At 63.5% G+C, this 21,093-nt stretch carries 18 protein-coding genes; 14 read left to right on the top strand and 4 right to left on the bottom strand.

Features of this window, described 5'->3' with window-relative positions:
• Window positions 1-5 precede the first annotated feature (5 nt).
• Window positions 6-1,325 (bottom strand): NAD(P)/FAD-dependent oxidoreductase, encoded by a 1,320-nt coding sequence (locus tag FHU29_RS03765; RefSeq protein WP_183377463.1) that lies wholly within the window; start codon window positions 1,323-1,325, stop codon window positions 6-8.
• An 83-nt stretch (window positions 1,326-1,408) separates the two neighbouring features.
• Window positions 1,409-1,999, bottom strand: coding sequence for an alpha/beta hydrolase (locus FHU29_RS03760; RefSeq protein WP_232322954.1), 591 nt, complete (start codon window positions 1,997-1,999; stop codon window positions 1,409-1,411).
• Between the two features lie 216 nt (window positions 2,000-2,215).
• Here FHU29_RS03760 and FHU29_RS03755 point away from each other — a divergent pair, with 216 nt between their 5' ends.
• Window positions 2,216-3,619, top strand: a complete 1,404-nt coding sequence (locus FHU29_RS03755; RefSeq protein WP_064440223.1) for an NAD(P)/FAD-dependent oxidoreductase — start codon at window positions 2,216-2,218, stop codon at window positions 3,617-3,619.
• Window positions 3,620-3,679: 60 nt separating this feature from the next.
• Here FHU29_RS03755 and FHU29_RS03750 read toward each other — a convergent pair whose 3' ends face one another.
• Window positions 3,680-4,147, bottom strand: coding sequence for a PaaI family thioesterase (locus FHU29_RS03750; RefSeq protein ID WP_064440222.1), 468 nt, complete (start codon window positions 4,145-4,147; stop codon window positions 3,680-3,682).
• A 299-nt stretch (window positions 4,148-4,446) separates the two neighbouring features.
• The gene (locus FHU29_RS03745; protein ID WP_221194675.1) at window positions 4,447-5,265 is read right to left on the bottom strand and encodes a hypothetical protein; all 819 of its coding nucleotides are present in this window, start codon (window positions 5,263-5,265) and stop codon (window positions 4,447-4,449) included.
• A gap of 149 nt (window positions 5,266-5,414) precedes the next feature.
• Here FHU29_RS03745 and FHU29_RS03740 point away from each other — a divergent pair, with 149 nt between their 5' ends.
• From FHU29_RS03740 to FHU29_RS03680, 13 genes are all read left to right on the top strand, one after another.
• Window positions 5,415-6,875: an iron ABC transporter permease gene (locus tag FHU29_RS03740; protein WP_074390849.1), complete on the top strand. Its 1,461-nt coding sequence runs from the start codon at window positions 5,415-5,417 to the stop codon at window positions 6,873-6,875.
• Between the two features lie 110 nt (window positions 6,876-6,985).
• Window positions 6,986-7,978, top strand: a complete 993-nt coding sequence (locus FHU29_RS03735) for a FecCD family ABC transporter permease (RefSeq protein WP_221194818.1) — start codon at window positions 6,986-6,988, stop codon at window positions 7,976-7,978.
• Window positions 7,975-8,835 carry an ABC transporter ATP-binding protein gene (locus tag FHU29_RS03730; protein WP_064440221.1) on the top strand — a complete coding sequence of 287 codons (861 nt, stop codon included), beginning with the start codon at window positions 7,975-7,977 and terminating at the stop codon, window positions 8,833-8,835. The genes FHU29_RS03735 and FHU29_RS03730 overlap by 4 nt, the downstream gene beginning before the upstream one ends.
• Window positions 8,836-8,896: 61 nt before the next feature.
• A complete protein-coding gene (locus tag FHU29_RS03725; protein WP_013807918.1) occupies window positions 8,897-9,298 on the top strand; it encodes a BlaI/MecI/CopY family transcriptional regulator in 402 nt (133 codons plus the stop codon).
• A 98-nt stretch (window positions 9,299-9,396) separates the two neighbouring features.
• Window positions 9,397-10,356, top strand: coding sequence for a M56 family metallopeptidase (locus FHU29_RS03720; protein ID WP_064440220.1), 960 nt, complete (start codon window positions 9,397-9,399; stop codon window positions 10,354-10,356).
• Between the two features lie 83 nt (window positions 10,357-10,439).
• Entirely contained in the window at window positions 10,440-11,909 is a 1,470-nt protein-coding gene (gene gndA, locus FHU29_RS03715) for an NADP-dependent phosphogluconate dehydrogenase (RefSeq protein ID WP_064440219.1), read from the top strand.
• 16 nt (window positions 11,910-11,925) lie between these two features.
• Window positions 11,926-13,377, top strand: a complete 1,452-nt coding sequence (locus FHU29_RS03710; RefSeq protein WP_064440218.1) for a GuaB1 family IMP dehydrogenase-related protein — start codon at window positions 11,926-11,928, stop codon at window positions 13,375-13,377.
• A gap of 57 nt (window positions 13,378-13,434) precedes the next feature.
• Complete coding sequence (locus FHU29_RS03705) at window positions 13,435-13,881, top strand: hypothetical protein (RefSeq protein ID WP_064440217.1); 447 nt, start codon at window positions 13,435-13,437, stop codon at window positions 13,879-13,881.
• 337 nt (window positions 13,882-14,218) lie between these two features.
• A complete protein-coding gene (locus tag FHU29_RS03700) occupies window positions 14,219-15,619 on the top strand; it encodes a hemolysin family protein (RefSeq protein ID WP_064440216.1) in 1,401 nt (466 codons plus the stop codon).
• Window positions 15,612-16,670 carry a hemolysin family protein gene (locus FHU29_RS03695; RefSeq protein ID WP_064440215.1) on the top strand — a complete coding sequence of 353 codons (1,059 nt, stop codon included), beginning with the start codon at window positions 15,612-15,614 and terminating at the stop codon, window positions 16,668-16,670. Before FHU29_RS03700 ends, FHU29_RS03695 begins: the two co-directional genes overlap by 8 nt.
• Window positions 16,670-17,554 carry a hypothetical protein gene (locus FHU29_RS03690; protein ID WP_064440214.1) on the top strand — a complete coding sequence of 295 codons (885 nt, stop codon included), beginning with the start codon at window positions 16,670-16,672 and terminating at the stop codon, window positions 17,552-17,554. Before FHU29_RS03695 ends, FHU29_RS03690 begins: the two co-directional genes overlap by 1 nt.
• 111 nt (window positions 17,555-17,665) lie before the next feature.
• Window positions 17,666-19,840: a malate synthase G gene (locus FHU29_RS03685; protein WP_064440213.1), complete on the top strand. Its 2,175-nt coding sequence runs from the start codon at window positions 17,666-17,668 to the stop codon at window positions 19,838-19,840.
• A 107-nt stretch (window positions 19,841-19,947) separates the two neighbouring features.
• Window positions 19,948-21,093: a metallophosphoesterase gene (locus FHU29_RS03680; protein WP_064440350.1), complete on the top strand. Its 1,146-nt coding sequence runs from the start codon at window positions 19,948-19,950 to the stop codon at window positions 21,091-21,093.

The following is a 21,093-nucleotide window of genomic DNA, read 5'->3' as shown; positions in this document are numbered from 1 at the left end:
AACGGTCACCACACACCGCCAAGATGTTCGGCGGCCCGCAGACCTGATGCTGCCCCATCCTCGTGGAAACCCCAGCCGTGATACGCACCGGCGAACGCCACACGACCCGAATTCAGTTCCGGCAGCCGCTGCTGTGCTGCGAGGGAACGCGGTGTGTACTGGGGGTGCTCGTACTCCATCTGGTCGATGACTGCCTCCTTGCGAAGGAGGTCCTCGCCGCCAAGAGTGACGATGTAGCGTCTGCCGTCGAGACTGCCCAGCCGCTGCAGACGAGTCATGTCGTAGCTGACGAGAACGTTCTCGGGGCGCGCGTCACATGCGGGGATGCGGTAGTTCCAGGACGCACGTGCCCGTGGGAGCGTCGGCAGCACCGATTCATCGGTGTGCAGGCGTGCCAGATTCGGCGTGTACGAGATAGCGCCGAGCACCTCGCCGTGGGCCGCGGAAGGTTCCTTCAGCATCGCGAGCGCGTGGGCTGGGTGGGTGGCTATCACGACCGCGTCATACGTCTCGGCGCCGTCCGCGTCATCGCGGATCTCGACCCCGGCCTCGGTCTCGTGGACCGTGCGGACGCCGCAACCGGTGCGGACCTCGCTCAGCGCTGCGGCGACTCTAGACACGTATTCGCGCGAGCCGCCAGTGACGGTCCGCCATGCCGGCGAGCCACTGACACTGAGCATCCCGTGGTGGTCAAGGAAGGTGAACAGGTAACGGGCCGGGTACTGCAAAGCAGTGTCGGGGTTGCATGACCACACCGCTGACACAAGCGGCGTCATGAAGTGATTCACGAAATACGGGGAGAACCGTCCGGTCTCGAGAAAAGCACCAAGGGTGACGTCAGGCGTGTCGTCGTCTGCGCTGTCGAGCACCTGCTGGGCCGCGCGGTGGAAGCGCTTCACCTCCAACAGCATTCGCAAATAGCGTCCACGAGCTGCCATGCGCATCCCGGGGAACAGGCCACCGGCTTTCTTGCCGCCCGCATACTCGAGTCCGCACCCGTCGCATCGCACGGACATGCTCATGTCGGTGGCTTGCGTGCTGACGCCCAGTTCACCGAACAAGCGGAGCAGCGTCGGGTAGGTGCGATCGTTGTGGACGATGAACCCGGTATCAATCGGAACTGTCCGCCCTGCGGCGAGAACCTCGTGGGTGTCGGCGTGGCCGCCGAGACGGTCGTCCGCTTCGTACAGCGTCACGCGGGCGTTCTTCTGCAGCACCCACGCTGCTGTCAGACCCGCAACGCCACTGCCAACAACCGCGATGCGGCGGCGTGGATCAACTGGTTCTGACACTGCACTGTCCTCCTGAGACAAACCTGGGCGCATCTTCTACCGCGTTATTCGGAGCACTCACGACAACGGATGGGCCAATACCGACCCGTAGTGGTCTCGGGGATCACTGGGGGTGATCACTGGGACGGTGCGAGCGAGGCGATCCGCAGTGCTTCCTCGCACACCCATGCGTGCCATCGGGCTGGATGCCGCAGCATGAAATGCCCCGCGTTTTCCACCGGGGTCCACGACGCGCGCACTCCACGCCTCGACGCTGCGATGACTTCCCTGCGGGACGCGTCGGGACTGGTCCACCGATCGGCCGTCCCATGCAGAACAGCGAGGTGCTGCGCCGAACGGAATAGGTAGCCTTCACCGCCGGGCCACCATGGTGCGAGTGCGACAACACCCAGTACGTCGGGCTCCGCCGCAAGGTGAGCAGCAACCCGCCCGCCCATCGAGTGCCCGACCAAGACGATTGGCGCACCGGGCCTTTCTCTGCGCGCATCGGCCATCACGCGGCGAACGTCCGTGATCGCCGATGAACCCCCGCGATTCCATCCGCGTACCTGGTACTGGACCTGAACGACGTGGATACCTGAGTCAGCTCCCGCTTCCCTTATCGCGGACGTGAAAGGCCGCATCCGCACGGACGACAGATGCCAGGATCGTGCGCGCTGCAGACTATTCGGCTTCCCGCCGGGGAGGACGAGAACGGTTGCGGTCATACCCATCATTCGGGCCAGAAACCGCCGCGGCTTGGGCAGTGTGTCGGTCAGCACATTCCGGGCGCGCACCGGAACACGACACATTCGAGGGAACTTTCCTCCGTAATGAGGGAAATTTGAGGGAGAGGGATGCTGCCAAATATGGGTCCGGGTTCGCTGCACTGTTCGGACCTCACTACGCTTGGTAGGTCCGAAGTGCGAACGAAGGAGCCAGCAATGGGTAACCAGCCCGACACCACTCAGCGGCACCGCGTCGTCGTCATCGGGTCCGGCTTTGGTGGCTTGTTCGCGACCCAGAAGCTGAAGCGGGCCGATGTTGAAGTGACGCTTATTGCCCGCACAACGCATCACCTCTTCCAGCCGCTGCTCTACCAAGTGGCCACCGGAATTCTGTCCGTCGGTGAGATCGCCGCGCCCACCCGCGTTGTTCTGCGCAAACAGCGTAATGCGCAGGTACTGATGGGCGAAGTGATCGACATCGATGTGAAGAACCAGACGGTCACCTCGGAGCAGTTCGGCCACGTCACCGTGACCGGTTTCGACAGCTTGATCGTCGCGGCTGGTGCTGAGCAGTCGTATTTCGGGAACGACCACTTCGCGAAGTTCGCACCGGGTATGAAAACGGTGGATCACGCACTCGAGCTGCGCGGCAAGATTCTCAGCGCGTTCGAACTCGCGGAACTCTCGACTGATCCCGCCGAGCAGCAGAAGTTGCTGACGTTCGTCGTCGTCGGCGCAGGCCCGACCGGTGTCGAAATGGCCGGACAGATCGCGGAACTCTCACGTGACACGCTTGTCGGGACTTTCCGGCACATCGATCCAGGGCAGGCTCGCATCATCCTTCTCGATGCAGCTCCGCAGGTACTGCCGCCGTTCGGGGAAAAGCTCGGTTCCAAGGCGCACCGGCGGCTCGAGAAGCTCGGCGTCGAGATCATGCTCAACACTTTTGTCACCGATGTGGACGAGAACGGCATCGTCATCAAGGACGCCGAGGGCAACGAACAGCGCATTACCGCGTATTGCAAACTGTGGGCCGCAGGTGTCGCGGCGAGCCCGCTGGGGAAGATCCTGTCCGATCAGACGGGCACCGAGATCGACCGCGCCGGTCGTGTGATGGTGAAACCTGACCTCAGCATTCAGGGGAACCCGAACATCTTCGTCGTGGGCGACATGATGTCCCTCGACAAGCTTCCCGGTGTCGCGCAGGTCGCGATTCAGGGTGGCCGTTATGCCGCAAAGACCATCAAGCAGGAGCTGAAGGCCGAGAAGAAGGGCGAACCGGCACCGGAGCGGAAGCCGTTCAAGTACTTCAACAAGGGCAATATGGCTGCGGTGTCAAAGTACAGCGCGGTCGCCCAGGTCGGAAGAATCAACATCAGCGGATTCCTCGGATGGCTGATGTGGCTCGCCGTGCACCTCGTCTACATTGTCGGCTTCAAGAGCCGGGCAGCGACGCTCTTCTCGTGGACGGTGACGTTCCTGACGAACTCACGCGCGCAGCTCACGGTGACCGAGCAGTGGATGACAGCCCGCCTTGCGATCGATCATCTTGAGGAGATCGAGGCGAAAAAGTCGGCGGACAAGGAAAAGACCGCGGCCGACAAGCGAGCGGCGAGCTAACCGCTCATTGAAGGTTTGCCTGCCCTGGCCCCGGGAGTACCTGTGGCCAGGGCAGCGCTTTCAGCTCGCCCCTAGCCGAGCGGCGTCGGTGACGTTCTGCAGGCGCACGTGGCCACGTGCTATCAATTTGTGCTGATCGTCAGTGATATTCACGAGCCACAATTGCTGCAGGCGTCCGCGATGCATCGGAATCGCATGTGCATGCAGAGTGCCCTCACGGACAGCTCGAAGGAAGTCGGTGTTGTTGTTAACGCCGACGACGTGACCGCGGTCGCCCAGCCATGCACTTCCCGCGAGACTCGCAACTGTTTCGACAACAGCGCAATACACGCCACCATGGACCAGCCCTGCTGGCTGATGCATATCAGGACGGATCCGCCAGTGCGCGCGCACAGAGTCGGGGGTGATCTCTGTGAAGCGGAGACCAAGGTACTCGCCCATCCCGCGGCCGAGCACCTCCTCAAGGCGCTCGTAGAACTCTGGGTCCGTTACGGCAGTTTCCGTTATTTCCTCGCCAGATGGGGTCATCAGGCCTCCCTTGTCGAGATGGCGTCATGTGTCTGGGTGCCGGTCACGGGACCACCCTAGGACGCATCCTGTCACAAACCACACGAAAACCGGGTGAAGACAAGGAGGTGGGCCCTGCGCGTGAGTCCGCACAGGGCCCACCGTGGCATGGACCGGGTGTAACTGCAGCCCTCAGTACACCACTCGGTCCTGTATTGGCCTGTCGTCGGCTCCAGCGGAACCTTCTGCCATAAGAATAGGTGAGGCTCACCTAATTTTCAACGCTTTACCTTGAATCTCAGATGTGATTGCCATCACAATCATGCTGATGCGGGAATAGCGGGCAGTGCAGGACCCGGATCCGTTCCGCGCCACCGCAACCGGACGTGGGAAGCGTGGCTGCGCACAGGCAATCCTGACCGTGCGAGTGCATCGAGGAAACCGCGTCCGCGCCGCAGCGATGCGGCATCGTCGCACCCAGCAAGCTGCGGCGCGTACGTTGCCGTCCCGATCACCGCCTCCCCGACCATCGACCACAGGCGGTCCCTATCAACCCCGGTGAATTCGGAGATTCGCGCGAACAACGGCACCAATGTCGTCTCACAACGGTGTGCCGCCCACACCACCAATGCTTCCTCGCACGGCATCTCCACTGCACGCCTCGCCCGCGCAACCGGATCGCCGTGCAGCACACGCAAGGCCGGGTCAACCACACCTGCCCAGTCGACCCCACCATCCGAGTCGTAGTGGAGCCACAAGTTGTCGATCCCGGGGTCCCAGGCGCGGCCTTCCAGAGCGATGAGTGCCATCACGCGACTCACCACGGCGTGAATCACGACATTTGCGACCTGAGCGGAAGCGAGGCCGGGTTTGCCGAGATCCCTCACCATCCGGGAGTGCATCTGCTCTAGGCGATCCTCGGAGAGCGCGGCCGCGAGCGGCCACCAGCGGCGGCGAGGCTCACGAGCCATCCAGGCAACTGCGTAGATGCGTGGATACTCGGGATCCAGCGCGCGCATCCGGTCGGCGCTGGCAAGCAACGGGATGCACAGGTCTGCCTGTAGATCCTGATGATTCAGCACTAAGGGGGCGATGCCCCGATCCCCAACTTCCCTGCTGGCACGCGCTGCGCCACCCATTGACACCACCTTATCCATCGTCAAGTTCAGGTAAGCCTACACTTACTATGGATACCCTATTCACCCCAGGTTAGGATAGAGACGTGGCGCACAGGCGGTCTCGGGTTTCGCGCCTTACTTAGGTTCGCGTAACCTAAGCAGCTGTGACCATGACACGCCTGCGCGACACCAACGCGGGAGCGCACCAACTACCGGAGCACCGGGGGTACGAGCACGTTCCCGCCGGATCAGCGCCGCTGCCCCGGCGCGCCTGCGCTGGCCTCCTCGACGCTGCTGTCTGCGCTGCACCGCTAGCTGTGGGTGCACTTATCGTCAATGCTCTCAGCGACCAGTACGGCGGCGGACAGGCCGATCGGGTCGTGTTCGGGGCCTTCGCGGTCATCATCGCTATCGCTGTAACCGGCTGGAACATCGGCCATCTTGGCGGCCGCGCCGGTCAGAGCCTAGGGAAGAAGTGGACCGGCCTCGTCCTGCGGAGTTCGCGAACAGGCCAGGCAATCGGATTCAGGGCGGCTCTCACTCCCCGGCTCACCCGCGCCTCGGAAACCGTCCTCCTGTCCACCGCGACCGCAGAAGGATTCACCCCGTACGAGCGTGACATCAGCGTCCGGGCCCTGCGCCGCTCGAGACTGCTCGGCCTGCTGGTCCTTTCGGTCATCCTCGTAGCGGTCACCCTCGCGAGTGTTGCTATTGGCGCGCGGCCACTCACTCTCGCCGAGATCTACCACGCCCTTGTTACCCCCAGCGGCATCGATACCGACATCGTGGTGCGCACACTGCGGGTGCCACGCACCGTTCTCGCGATCGTGGTGGGCATCGCTATCGGAGTCGCTGGCGCACTCATTCAGGGGCATACGCGCAACCCACTCGCCGATCCGGGGATTCTCGGCGTCAGCGCAGGCGCAGCCTTCGCTGTTGTTCTCTCCGTCTTCCTTCTCGGCCTCTCGTCGCCGCTCCAGTTCATCTGGTTCGCATTCCTCGGCGCTTTCCTCGCCAGCGTCGCGGTTTTCGCTTTTGCCTCGGTCGGCGGAGGACGCGCGAGCCCACTGACACTGCCGCTCGCCGGTGTCGCGGTCGGTGCGTTTCTCATGGCGATGACAAACGCGATAGTGCTGCTCGACCGTGCATCGCTCGATGCGTACCGGTTCTGGAATGTGGGTTCGGTCGCCGGACGCGGATTCGACGTACTCATCCAGGTGCTGCCCTTCATCGCGCTCGGCCTCGTCCTTGCGCTCGCCAGCACTCCAGGGCTGAACTTGCTGAGCCTCGGCGAGGACGTCGCCCGCTCACTCGGGACGAACATCGCTTTAAACCGGACGCTCGGAATCCTCGCGATCACCTTGCTGACCGGCGCCGCCACCGCCGCATGCGGGATGATCGCCTTCCTTGGCCTCGTCGTCCCCCACATCGCGCGGGCGATCACGGGCCCTGATTACCGATGGCTCGTTCCGTTCGCGGGACTGTGCGGCGCCATTATGCTGCTGACCGCTGATGTGCTCGGCCGGGTCGTCATCCGCCCCGGCGAGCTGCAAATTGGCATCGTCCTGGCTCTCGTCGGCGGGCCGTTCTTCATCGCACTCGTGCGGCGCCGGAAGCTGGTGAGCCTGTGACTGCCACAACCTCCGGCTCTATCCGCGCATACGCGCCGGACGCGCCCGCCACAGTCCCCACACGCCCCGCTGTGCGCCTCGGCCCGGTGTCCCTCGTGTGGCGCCCACGAATGGCGGCCATCACAGCCGGGCTTGCCGGGTTACTGTTCCTCCTCGTCTGTATCAACGTGGGCCGCGGCGACTACCCGATCGCACTGAGCCAGGTCATCGAGGTTCTGCTCGGTGGCGGAACCAGCGCCGAACGCTTCATCATCGCCGACCTGCGGCTACCGCGTTCCCTAGTGGGCGTCCTCGTCGGTGTGGCTCTCGGCGTCGCTGGCGCGATTACGCAATCCATCACCCGCAACCCACTCGCCAGTCCCGACATCCTCGGCATCAGCATCGGAGCCAGTGTCGCGGCAGTTGCCCTTATCGTTCTCACTGGCGGTTCCATTGCGAGCTTCCTCGGAATCTTCGGACTTCCGCTCGCAGCCCTGCTCGGCGGTCTCGCGGCTGCGATCGCACTCTTCCTTCTTTCGTGGAAAGGCGGCGTCGACGGCTTCCGGATCATCCTGATCGGCATCGCCATCACCGCCATCGGACAGGCGCTCGTGTACTGGATGCTCATCATTTCCGACATCCATGACGTAGCACGCGCGCAAGCGTGGCTGGTCGGGTCCCTGAACGGCCGCGACTGGCGCAACGTTTATCCCATGCTCACAGTCGTGCTGATCTGCGGGACCATCGCGGTCATCGCCGCTTTCCAGCTTGGCGCTCTCCGCCTCGGCGAGGACTCGGCGCGCGCGCTGGGTACGCGTCTCCAACTGGCTCAGACCACGTTGCTTCTCTGTGCTGTTGGACTGACTGCCGCAAGTGTTGCCGCAGCCGGCCCCATCGGCTTCGTCGGCCTGATGGCCCCGCAGGTCGCACTGCGGCTTGTCCGATCAGCTGGGCCACCAATCATTGCTTCCGGACTTACCGGCGGTTGTCTGGTTCTCCTCGCGGACATCGTGGCGCGGACCGTGCTTCCTGTTGAACTCCCCGCAGGCATCGTCACGGCCGCGCTCGGCGGCCCGTTTCTGCTCTATTTGCTGATCCGCACAAACCGAAAGGTATCGGCATGACTCCGACGAATGGGATTACGGCATCGCATCCCCAATCCCGGTTGCACGCTGATTCGATCACCCTGAGCTACGGCGAACGAATCATCATCGAGGACTTGAGCCTCGCGATCCCGACCGGAGGTATCACGACGATCATTGGTCCCAATGGCTGTGGCAAGTCGACCCTCCTGCGCGCGCTGGGCCGTTTGCTCAAACCCCGCGAAGGGTCAGTCATTCTCGACGGGAAACTCATCACGTCAATGCGGACAAAAGAGGTCGCGCGCATCCTCGGCATGCTCCCCCAAGCCCCTATCGCCCCTGAAGGCCTCACAGTTGCCGATCTGGTTTCCCGTGGAAGGCACCCGCACCAGTCATGGCTGCGTCAATGGTCAGGAGACGATGAGCAGGAAGTGTCAGCTGCGCTCGAACTCACCGGGATTGCAGACCTGGCGGACCGGCCCATCAACGAGCTTTCCGGCGGGCAACGGCAGCGTGTCTGGATATCCATGGCTCTGGCCCAGGGCACGGACATTCTGCTGCTCGATGAGCCCACGACCTACCTCGACCTTTCTCACGCCATCGACGTACTCGACCTGATCGATCAGTTGCATGACGGCATGGGTCGAACGGTCGTAATGGTTTTGCACGACCTCAACCTTGCGATCCGCTACAGCGATCATCTGGTCGTCATGAAAGATGGCCAGATCATTACTCAGGGCGCACCACGCAACGTCATCACCGCGGATCTCCTCGAAGAAGCGTTCGGGCTTCGCGCCACCGTGATCGACGACCCCGCATCCGACGCGCCCCTCATCGTCCCCATCGGCACACGCCACGTGCACACCAGCCTCCTTCCGGTGACAAATATCACGCCCTGAAAGGGTGGCTACGACTACCCGTAGTACGCACATGTGTCGAAGACTCCGTAGAATAGGAGAAATGGCAGGTCTAGGAGAACTCGAGCGGGCGGTGATGGACCATCTCTGGTCCGCGCCCGAACCGCAGACCGTGCGCCAGGTGCACGAGGCCCTTTCTGAGCACCGCACCCTCGCGTACACCACGGTGATGACGGTGCTGCAGCGGCTCGCGAAAAAGAAGCTCGTCGCCCAGGAGCGTGGGGAGCGTGCCTATCGCTACACGCCCGTGAACGCCCGTGAGGAACTCGTCGCAGAACTCATGGTCGACGCGCTCAAACAGGCAGAGGAGTCGGGCGGGCGGGCTGCCGCGCTGGTGCACTTCGTCGAGCGGGTCGACCCCAGCGAAGCCGCCGCCTTGCGCGACGCACTAGCCTCACTCGACCTTCGTGACGATGCTCCGCGCGGCCGCAGGCGCGACCGCTGAGGGTGATTGCTGTAACGGGACTCGCTAATTCGCGCCCTCAACAGGCACACTAGAAACGGACGAAAGACCGCCGACGGTGCCAGGCACGAGGGAGCATCATGACAGGAACGACCGCAGCTCTATTCGCGGCGCTCGCTGTGCTGCTCGCAGGGCCGGTACCCGCGCTGCTCAGTCGTGCGCGATGGCCGCTCCGGGCACCGCGTGCCGCACTCGTCCTGTGGCAGTCCATCGCTCTCGCGGCGGTACTGTCCGCCTTCAGTTCCGGTCTCGCCATCGCCAGCATGCTGCTTGTGCCCGGGCCAGACGGCAGGCCCACGACCTCACCGACTGACGAAATCTCGGCCCTCGGCCTGCCCCTGTGGATGCTGTCAGTCGCAGTCTTCGCCCTCACAGTCCTCATTGGCGCCCGTTTGCTCTACAGCACAGCCCGCGTAGCGATCAAGACACGGCGCAGACGAGCACACCACCGCATGCTCGTCGACTTGCTCGATCAGCGCGATCCGCGGCTGGACGGGCTCAGCAAAGCCGACCTGCGGGTTCTGCAGCATCACGAACCGATGGCGTACTGCCTGCCCGGGCTGAAGCAGCGCGTCGTGGTAAGCGCAGGGACCCTCGATCAGCTCGAGCCCGAAGAACTCAATGCGATCCTCGCGCACGAGCGTGCACATCTGCGGGCACGTCACGACCTCGTTCTCGAAGCGTTCACCGCGGTACATGAGGCCTTCCCCCGGTTCGTCCGGAGCAAGACGGCCCTCGGGTCGGTGCGATTGCTCATCGAACTTCTCGCGGACGACGCCGCACTGCGCACAACAGGCCCCCGGCCTCTCGCCCACGCCCTGGTGACATGCGCGTCGAGCAAAACACCCGAAGGCGCGATGGCTGCGGGCGGCCCGTCCACCGTGGTACGTGTCCGGCGGCTCGCCGAGGGAACGTATGACGGCCGAATATCGGTAGCCGCGTATTCCGTCGCAGCGCTGATCATGGTGGGGCCAACAATCGCTGTCGCGGTCCCCTGGCTGGTCGAATTGTCCCGTCTTTTCGGCCTGGCGCCACGCTGACATTTTCTTTCAGAAGGTAGCCGATATCCTGAACTCGCCCTGGTGGCCGCCAGGGCGAATGCATAGCCGGCTAGGAATCGCATATGACTTCATCTGATTCGCCATCCGCCCTTGCCGATATCGGTGTCACCGGACTCGCTGTAATGGGCGCAAATATCGCACGCAACCTCGCCCGTCACGGTCACACCGTTGCGCTGCACAACCGCAGCGCCGGGCGCGTCGACGAACTCATGACAAAGCACGGAAGCGAAGGGAATTTCGTCCCCTCGGCCAGCATCACCGAGTTCGTCGCGTCACTGAAACGCCCCCGCCGGGCCCTCATCATGGTGCAGGCAGGTGCGGCAACAGACGCGGTGATAGAGCAACTCGCGGACGCCATGGAGCCGGGTGACATCATCATCGACGGCGGCAACGCGTTGTACACGGACACTCAGCGGCGGGAGAAGGCGCTGCGCGAACGCGGCCTCCACTTCGTTGGTGCGGGGATCTCAGGCGGCGAAGAGGGTGCACTCAACGGGCCATCGATTATGCCGGGCGGCTCCGCCGAATCGTATGAATACGTTGGGCCACTGCTCGAATCCGTCGCGGCAGTTGTCGAAGGCGCGCCGTGCTGCACGTACATCGGCACCGATGGTTCTGGGCATTACGTGAAGATGGTCCACAACGGGATCGAATACGCCGATATGCAGCTGATCGGCGAGGCCTACCAGCTCATGACGAGCGCTGCGGGGCTCTCCGCCAAAGAAGCGGCGGAGGTGTTCGCCGAGTGGAACAGCGGTGTGCTCGAAAGCTATTTGATCGAGATCACCTCGGAAGTTCTCGGGCACACGGACGCTGAGACGGGCAAACCACTTGTTGACGTCATTGTCGACGCGGCGGGGCAGAAAGGCACCGGCCGGTGGACCGTGAAGTCTGCACTCGATCTCGGCGTGCCTGTAACAGGCATTGCAGAAGCTGTGTTCGCCCGCGCGGTTTCTGGGTCGCGTGAACTTCGCGCCGCCTCCCGAGGTCTCGCCGGCGCGGAACTCGCAACGTCGCTCACCGAAATCTTCCCCGGCATCGACACTGAATCATTCGTCGCTGATATTCATTCCGCGCTCTACGCCTCGAAAGTGGTCGCCTACGCACAGGGCTTCGACCAGCTCGCCGCCGGGAGCCGGGAGTACGGGTGGGATCTTAAACTGGGCGACCTCGCCAGGATCTGGCGCGGCGGCTGCATCATCCGCGCACAATTCCTCGGCCGGATCAGCGACGCCTACGCGGCCAACCCGGAGCTGCCGAGCCTACTTCTCGACCCCTACTTCCGCGACGCCGTCGAATCCGCTGCAGCGAGCTGGCGGCGCGTCGTCACCGTCGCGGCCCAGCTCGGTGTCCCTGCGCCCGGCTTCAGTTCTGCACTGGCGTACTACGACAGCGTGCGCGCGCAGCGTCTGCCGGCCGCCCTGATTCAGGGTCTACGGGACTACTTTGGCGCGCACACTTACGAGCGGGTCGACAAGCCTGGCCACTTCCACACACAGTGGAGCGCGGACCGAAGCGAGATCAGCAACTGACAAAGGGGCCTCCAGCGTGCGCTTCCTCGAGAACTCAGCTCTCCCGCACAGGGGGTCACAGTTTGAACTGACCTATGACGACGTCTTCCTTGTCCCGCGACGGACAAGTGTGACATCGCGGTTCGACGTCGACCTCGCAACGCGGGACGGATCAGGGGCAACCATACCGTTGGTGATCTCCAACATGACGGCAGTGGCCGGCCGCCGCATGGCAGAAACCGTCGCCCGGCGCGGAGGGCTCGTCGTTTTGCCTCAGGACCTCCCTCCAGGAGCCGCGGCGGACACAATAGGCTTCGTCAAAAGCCGTCATCTCGTGGCGGACACTCCGGTCACCCTGACGCCGGACCGGGCGGTCTATGAGGCACTCGCGCTAATGAACCGCCGTGCGCACGGTGCGGCAGTTGTGGTCGAGAACGATCAGCCACGCGGCCTGCTGACGCCGCGCGCATGTGCCGACGTCGACCGGTATACCCGGGTGCAGGACGTGATGATCACCGACTTCGTCACCGTCGACGCCGGCACCGTCCCACGGAAAGTGTTCGACCTGCTCGAGGCACACCATGAGCCGATCGCGGTCCTCACCCACGGTGATGGCTCACTGGCAGGCGTGCTCACCAAGACCGGTGCACTGCGCACCGGCTTGTACCGTCCCAATCTCGATACGCGGGGCGCCTTGCGCGTCGCGGCGGCGGTAGGCATCAACGGTGACGTCGCCGCGAAGGCCGCTTCGCTCGTCGATGCGGGCGCAGACCTGATCGTCGTGGATACCGCCCACGGCCATCAAGAGAAAATGCTCGAAGTAATTGCGGCAGTCCGGGATCGCGAACTGGGCGTACCTCTCGTCGCAGGCAACGTCGTCACCGCTGAAGGGACGTTCGACCTCATCGAGGCAGGCGCCGACATCATCAAAGTGGGTGTCGGCCCCGGAGCAATGTGCACGACTCGCATGATGACGGGGGTCGGCCGCCCCCAGTTCTCGGCAGTCGCTGAGTGCGCTGCGGCTGCCCGGTCACGCGGCGCCCACGTCTGGGCAGACGGCGGCGTCCGCCATCCCCGCGACGTTGCGCTCGCACTCGCTGCGGGCGCATCAAACGTCATGATCGGTTCATGGTTCGCAGGCACCTACGAATCGCCCGGCGACTTGAGGGTGGACGAGAGCGGCTTCGCCTACAAGGAAAGTTTCGGGATGGCTTCCAAGCGCGCCGTCGCCGCACGGACCTCAGCGGACGAGCCGTTTGACCGGGCACGAAAGGCGCTGTTTGAAGAGGGCATTTCGTCGTCACGGATGCGGGTAGATCCGGAACGGCCAGGCGTGGAAGACCTCATCGACCAGATTTGTTCCGGTCTGCGCAGCGCGTGCACCTACGCCGGTGCGCGCACGCTCGAGGAGTTCACCGATCGTGCCGTACTTGGAGTGCAATCCCCTGCTGGCTTCGCGGAAGGCCGTCCCCGCCCAGGTGGATGGTGACGTATTTGATCACGAAAACTGTCCGGTCTCCCTATTTGACTGTTTAAGGTGAGGGGCATGAAGGGTTTGCTGGCCGGTATCGTCGCGGCGATTGTTGCTGTTGTTATTGGGGCTGTACTTTTTTTCATCTTCATCGATCGCTCGGAAACGACGGAACAGGCGCAGGATAACCCCACTTACGCCATTGACGGACGCCAGCAGACTTGCGCAGAGTTCTTCGGCGAGACCTGCGACTTCGAAACCCAGGACGGGTTCAATCGCTGGGCCGCGGACCTCGACGGCTTCATCACCGAGGAACAGCGGATGGGCTCGTTCGCGCGGGACATCGGGTTCACAGAGACCGGAAAAATCGCGCTCAAGGCGTGCGTGCTAACGCAATCGTCGGACAACACCGTCAATGACCTGGTCGAATTCACTCAGCGCGACCATCCCGAAGCCACCACCGCGCAGGTATTCCCGATCTGGAATGCCGCGCGCTGGCACCTGTGCCCCCTGCCGCGGTAGTGTGCGTTCGCTCTCAGCCTCGCGCCCCGAAGTCCCCATTTCGGCCGTTTCGCCGGTAAAGTAGTCGCACCTCCATTTTCAGGAAATGGCACGGCGGCTCTTCCCGAGCAGGCCCGTGTCCAACAGAAAGGACGACGGTGCCCGAGGCACCCGATCAACCGCTCGCGAGCGCTGAAAACGGCGCACACAGTGGCGAAGGCTCACCAGACGATCCCGCTCCGGGGTCCTCTAGGAAGCCGGGTCGCAAACCCGGCCTATCCCCGCGCCATCCCGCCTGCCCCTCCGCAACTCTTATTGACGCCACCGAAACAACGGCCCCGACTTCAGGCGCCGCGTAGTGGACGTTCTGCTTTCAGTTCTGATTCCCATCGCCAGCCTGCTCGGGTTTATCGCACTAACCGCGGGCACCGCGATGTTCGTCGCAGCCGAATTCTCGCTCACTGCACTTGAACGCACCGTTGTCGATGCGCATGCCCGTGAGGGAGATTTGCGGGCCCGCCAGGTACAGCACGCCCACCGGACGCTCTCGTTCCAGCTTTCCGGAGCGCAACTCGGCATCACATTGACCACCCTCATCACGGGTTATCTTGCAGAACCTGTGCTCGCGCAGTTCGTTCTGCCCGTCCTCACCCTCATCGGCGTTCCCGAATCTGCCGTTGGTGGGCTCTCGCTCGCCATTGCGCTCATTCTCGCGACGTCACTGTCGATGGTGTTCGGTGAGCTGGTTCCGAAGAACCTCGCTATCTCCCGCCCGCTGCCCACAGCCCGGGCGACAGCCGGTTTCCAGGCGGGCTTCTCGTTTCTGTTCAAAGCGGCAATCACAGGCCTGAACGGTACGGCGAACACGATGGTGCGCCGCCTGGGAATCGAACCTGCAGATGAGCTTAGGTCGGCGCGGTCGCCCGAGGAGCTGATTGCACTCGTGCGCAACTCCGCTGTTCATGGCTCCCTCGACGAGGCGACCGCGACTCTCGTCGACCGCTCCCTCAAGTTTGGTGAACTTACTGCCGAAGACCTCATGACACCTCGGGTGAAAATCGAATCACTTGCCCGGGAGGACACCGTCGCGGATCTGTTGAGCGCCGCACGGCGCACTGGCCATTCACGTTTCCCGGTGACCGGTGGCGACCTCGATGACACGATCGGCGTCGTTCACGTCAAGGAAGCGTTCACGGTGGCTCCCGCGGACCGAACAGTGACACCGGTGTCACGGCTTCTGCAAAAGGTCCCCGTTGTTCCCTCGTCACTCGATGGGGACGCGCTCATGGACCGCATCCGCTCGCATGGGCTGCAGATCGCGCTCGTCGTCGACGAGTACGGCGGCACCGCCGGCGTCGTCACCATGGAAGACCTGATCGAGGAAATCTTCGGTGACGTACGCGATGAGCACGACGACACCGAAGCCGAGATCTCGGAGACAAGCGCGGGATGGGATCTTTCCGGACTGCTCCGGGTCGATGAGGTGGAAGCCGCTACCGGCTACAACGCACCTGATGGTGACTACGAAACACTCGGGGGTCTAGTGCTCACCGCGCTTGGCCGGATCCCGGACGAGGGTGATCGCGTCATCCTTCCCGCGTCAGACCGGAGTCGATCCAGCGACGGTTTCGACGATGCTCCGGAACTGTGGGAAGCCATCGTCCTCCGGATGGAAGGCCGCCGGATCGACCGTGTCACCATCAGCCGAATTCCGGAATCACATCACCCCGAGAACAGTGAGGAGATGAGCCATGGGTGACCTGTTCGCCATCGGCCTGATGGTTCTCCTGCTGCTTGGCAACGGATTTTTCGTCGGGGCTGAGTTCGCTTTGATTTCCGCGCGCCGCGACCGGCTCGAGGCTCTCGACGAGCAGGGCCACAAACGTGCCCAGACGGTCATCCGCGCCGGTGAGCAGCTCTCACGGATGCTCGCGGGCGCACAACTCGGCATCACGATCTGCTCGATCCTTTTGGGCCGGGTCGCTGAGCCGGCGATAGCGCATCTCATCGAAACACCGCTCGAAGCGGTCGGCGTTCCTGGTGTCCTGCTGCACCCCATCGCTTTCACGATCGCCCTGGCGATAGTGGTGGTCCTGCATATTCTCGTGGGGGAAATGGTGCCGAAGAACATTGCCATCGCGGGGCCGGAACGTACCGCGATGCTCCTGGTTCCGGCGCATGTGTTCGCCACTCGCCTGATGAGCCCTCTCATCACGCTGTACAACTTCCTCGCGAACAAGACGCTGCGGCTCTTCGGTGTGGAGCCGCGTGACGAGCTGGACTCGGCAGTTTCTGTCCGTGAACTCGCTGACATGATTCGCGAGTCACGGTCCGAAGGTTTGCTGGATGAGGACGAGCACCGCAGACTCACCCGGACTTTGCGGACCGCGGGCCGCACCGTCGCAGACGTCCTCATCCCGGTGAGCCGTGTCCGTGGCCTCCCGCTGCAGCACGGTGGGACGACACTCGGTGCGATCGAGAAGGCGGTCGCAGATACGGGGTTCTCGCGGTACCCGATCGCCGATGAGGCGGGCGAGTATGTCGGGTATCTGCATCTGAAAGATGCTCTCGACGCGGTGATCGACGAATCCGCCGGACCGGCGACGGTGATCCCGCGGGAATTGATCCGGCCGCTGCCCTCTATTCCAGGCAACACACCGCTCGATGAGGCGCTCGCCGCGCTCCGCCTTGACAGCAGTCACCTCGGCAAGGTGGTGACGTCAACCGGCCGCACGGTCGGTATCGTCGCGCTTGAGGACCTTCTCGAGGAATTCGTTGGACGTGTCCGCGACAGCACCCACCGGAGATGATGACGACTCTGACAGCGCAGCAGTGGCGCCCGCGTCAGGCAGCGCATCATGCACGCGCGGATGCTCTTCTCACGCCGCACATGGAGCGGCAGGCGCGAGGCGAGCGGCATCCGGTCATGGACTTCCTGTTCACCTATTACAGCCTGCGGCCCGCGCAACTCCGGCGCTGGCACCCAGGACACGGCGTCGCGCTGCGCGACGCGGCGGAATACGCCGCGCTGCGCGGCTACCACAGCACGTCCGAGGGCACGTCGGTTTCCCCGGACCACGTGGCGCGCCGGGTAAGGACGCTGACATTTGTCGCACGGCTTCTGGCGAACACTGAGAGCAAGGAGCCTGTGCTCGGGTGTTTCGGGCTGCACGAGTGGGCGATGGTGTACCGGAGCACGCCCGAGGACATCCGGCATGCGGGGGTGCCGCTGCGGCTCGGCCACACCGGCACGAATGAGGTCGTCGAAGCGCAGCAACTCAAGTGCACCCACTACGACGCGTTCCGCTTCTTCACGCCCGCGGCAGCACCGAAGAACGTGCTGCCGCTCACGCGCGACGATCAGCTCGTGCGAGAACAGCCCGGCTGCGTCCACGCCACTATGGACCTCTACAAGTGGTGCTACAAGCTGCTCCCGATCACTGATTCTGAACTGCTGATGGATTGTTTTGAACTCGCCCTGGAAGCGCGTGCGCTAGACATGCGCGCAAGCCCTTATGATTTGACTGAGTTCGGGTACCCTCCCGTACAGATTGAGACTCCAGCCGGCCGCGCGGAATATGTGCGGGGGCAAATAGCGCTAAGTAAGGCAGCACAACCACTCCGGACGCGGCTGCTTCAGCGCTGCCGGAACGTATTAGCTGACCTCGAGACCACCCCCAAGGCTGACCAGTGACGCAGGAACCCCTGCAGGTACCCTTGGTGGTGCTTCGGGCAGCCCTGTGCGCCACGGCACTCGCAGTGCCGTTGGTGTGCGTGGAACGAATTCATAGAAGTGAGGCGATGAATGACTGAGCGCGTGACCGTCGGCAACCTGCAGGTTGCCGAGGTTCTGTACGACTTCGTGGTGAACGAGGCCATACCCGGCACCGGCGTTGATGCCGAAGCGTTCTGGGCCGGAGCAGAGTCCGTATTCACCGATCTCATCCCCACGAACAAGGAACTCCTCGCCAAGCGTGACGAGCTTCAGGGAAAGATCGATGCATGGCACGGCGAGAACGGTGGCGACTTCGATCTAGCCGCCTACAAGTCCTTCCTGTCTGATATCGGATACCTGCAGCCCGAGCCTGCCGATTTCCACGCCACCACTTCTGGGGTTGACGAGGAGATCGCGGAGATGGCCGGCCCGCAGCTCGTTGTGCCGGTTCTGAACGCGCGCTTCGCGATCAACGCCGCGAACGCACGCTGGGGCTCGCTCTACGACGCGCTGTATGGCACCGACGTCATCCCCGAGGATGGCGGCGCTGAGAAGGGCACCAGCTACAACAAGGTGCGCGGCGACAAGGTGATCGCGTATGCGCGCAAAGTTCTCGACGACGCGGCACCTCTCGCCCAGGGTTCTCACACGGGCAGCACGAAGTATGCGATCGCCAACAACCATCTTCAGGTCACGCTCGCTGATGGCTCCACGACAGGGCTGGCCTCGGGTGCGACACTGTCGGGCTACCAGGGGGATGTCGACGCGCCGTCGGCGATCCTGGTCAAGCATCATGGTCTGCACGCCGAAATCCAGATCGACCCCGCAAGCCCGGTCGGCAAGACCGATCCGGCCGGAGTGAAAGATGTTGTCCTCGAATCCGCGATCACCACGATCATGGACTTCGAAGACTCTGTCGCCGCGGTCGATGCTGACGACAAGGTCATCGGGTACACGAACTGGCTGGGCCTGATGAAAGGCGACCTCTCGGAGGAGGTCAGCAAGGGCGGTAAGACCTTCACCCGGACGATGAATCCGGACCGTGAGTACACCACCCCCGATGGCCGCACCCTGACGCTGCCCGGGCGCTCCCTGCTGTTCGTGCGTAACGTCGGCCACCTGATGACGTCCGACGCTATCCTCGACGCTGACGGCAACGAGGTGCCTGAGGGGATCCTCGACGGTCTCATCACGTCGCTGATCGGCCTGCACAGCCTCCGCGGTGCCTACCCGCTCAAAAACAGCCGGACGGGCTCGCTGTACATCGTGAAGCCCAAGATGCATGGCCCCGAAGAGGTCGCGTTCACCGTCGAACTCTTCCGCCGCGTCGAGCAAATCCTCGACCTGCCGGAGAACACGCTGAAGGTCGGCATCATGGACGAGGAGCGCCGGACCACGGTGAACCTCAAGGCATGCATCGAGGCTGCTCAGGAACGTGTGGTGTTCATCAACACCGGCTTCCTCGACCGCACCGGCGACGAGATCCACACCTCAATGGAGGCGGGTCCGTTCGTGCCTAAGGCTGATCAGAAGTCGCAGAAATGGTTCAACGCCTACGAGGACGCGAACGTCGACGTGGGTCTGGCCACTGGTTTGCCCGGCCACGCGCAGATCGGTAAGGGCATGTGGGCGATGACTGAGCTGATGGCCGGCATGGTCGAGCAGAAGATCGGTCAGCCGAAGGCCGGTGCGAGCACCGCGTGGGTGCCCTCACCCACCGCAGCTACGCTGCACGCGATGCACTACCACCAGGTGGATGTCTTCGCGCGTCAGGCTGAGCTCAAGGAGCGCACGCCGGCCAGCATCGATGATCTGCTGACCATCCCTGTCGCTGCGGATGCGGCCTCCTGGGAACCGCAGACAGTGCAGCGTGAAGTGGACAACAACTGCCAGTCGATCCTCGGCTACGTGGTCCGCTGGATCGACCACGGTGTCGGCTGCTCCAAGGTGCCTGACATCAACGATGTTGCGCTCATGGAGGACCGGGCCACCCTGCGCATCGCAAGCCAGACGCTGGCGAACTGGCTGCGCCATGACATCATCACCAAGGACCAGGTGATGGAGTCGCTTAAGCGCATGGCTGAGGTCGTGGACCGCCAGAATGCAGGCGATCCGGCTTACAAGCCAATGGCACCGAACTTCGATGGCAACATCGCCTTCGAAGCCGCCACTGAGCTGATCATCGAAGGCGGAAAGCAGCCCAGCGGCTACACCGAGCCGATCCTGCACCGCCGCCGCCGCGAGTTCAAGGCCGCGAACAAATAGTTCGCGCCGATAGGCTCGCCTGACCGAGGCTTAGGCTGTGAAAGGGTGGGTGCGGTCCTCCGCGCCCACCCTTTCGCGTCGACCGCTTTACTTAGGAGTGTGCTGTGCTGATTTTCATCAGTGTGGTTGGCGTGTTCCTCGGTCTTGTGCACTTCTGGCTTTACCGGCGGCTGGTGCGGGCGAGTGAGACTGGCCCGCGCGGCGCCCTGCTGGCTGGGGTCGTCCTGACGACGGGCTGGCTTCTCGCAGTAATTGGTTTCGGCAGCGGCACATACTTCGCGACGTCCTGGGCGCGCCCGCTCGGCTACATCGGCATGACATGGCTTGCCGTCGTCTTCTATCTCGTGCTCGGAACAGTTCTCATCGGTGTCATGCTGCTCACCGGCCGCATCATTCGGATTCGGGCTGCCCGCCCGGGCGACGTCCGGCGGCGCAACTTCGTGCGGGTGACGGGGATAGTGATGGTCGTAGGAGCGGTCGCGGCCACCACCTATGGTGCTGTCGCTGCTCTGAATCCTCGTGTCACAACAACTGTCGTCGACCTCGAAGGGCTGCCCGCCGAGTTCGATGGCATCCGCGTCGCTGTCGTCGCTGACCTTCACGTTGGACCTTCGCTCGGTGCAGGGTTCACGCAGAAAGTCGTCGATCTGATCAACGAACAGGACCCCGACCTCATTGTCATGACCGGTGACCTCATCGACGGGACGGTCGACAAAGTAGGTGCCGATATTGCTTCGCTAGCCGAACTCGAGGCCCCGCTCGGCATCTTCGCGGTCAGCGGCAACCACGAGTACTACTCGGACGACGTCAACGCCTGGCTGGACTACTGGGAATCCCTGGGAATCACCGTCCTGCGCAACGAGCATGCGACGATTTCGCTTGGTGACGAGGAAATCGACATCGCCGGGGTGCACGACTACGACGCTCCCGAGCCGGACCCGGCGGACATGGCGGCGGCTCTCGAGGGTCGCGATCCCACTGGTTTCGTGATGCTGCTGGCACACCAGCCCCTGCACTCTGGCGAAGCCGCCGAACGCGGAGTCGACTTCCAGATTTCCGGGCATACGCATGGCGGCCAGATCTGGCCGTTTCACTACGCCGTCCAGGCTGTGCACGACACCGCACTCGTGGGCCTAGACCGGGTCGGGGCGACCACGCTTTACACAACCAGCGGGGCGGGAGCGTGGGGACCTCCGGTGCGTGTGGGTGCCCCACCAGAAATTCCGATACTGGAGTTGCGGTCGGCGCCCTGA

Source organism: Hoyosella altamirensis (assembly GCF_014191505.1).
In the GTDB taxonomy this organism is placed as follows: domain Bacteria; phylum Actinomycetota; class Actinomycetes; order Mycobacteriales; family Mycobacteriaceae; genus Hoyosella; species Hoyosella altamirensis.
This window is presented reverse-complemented; position numbering and strand designations above follow the sequence as displayed.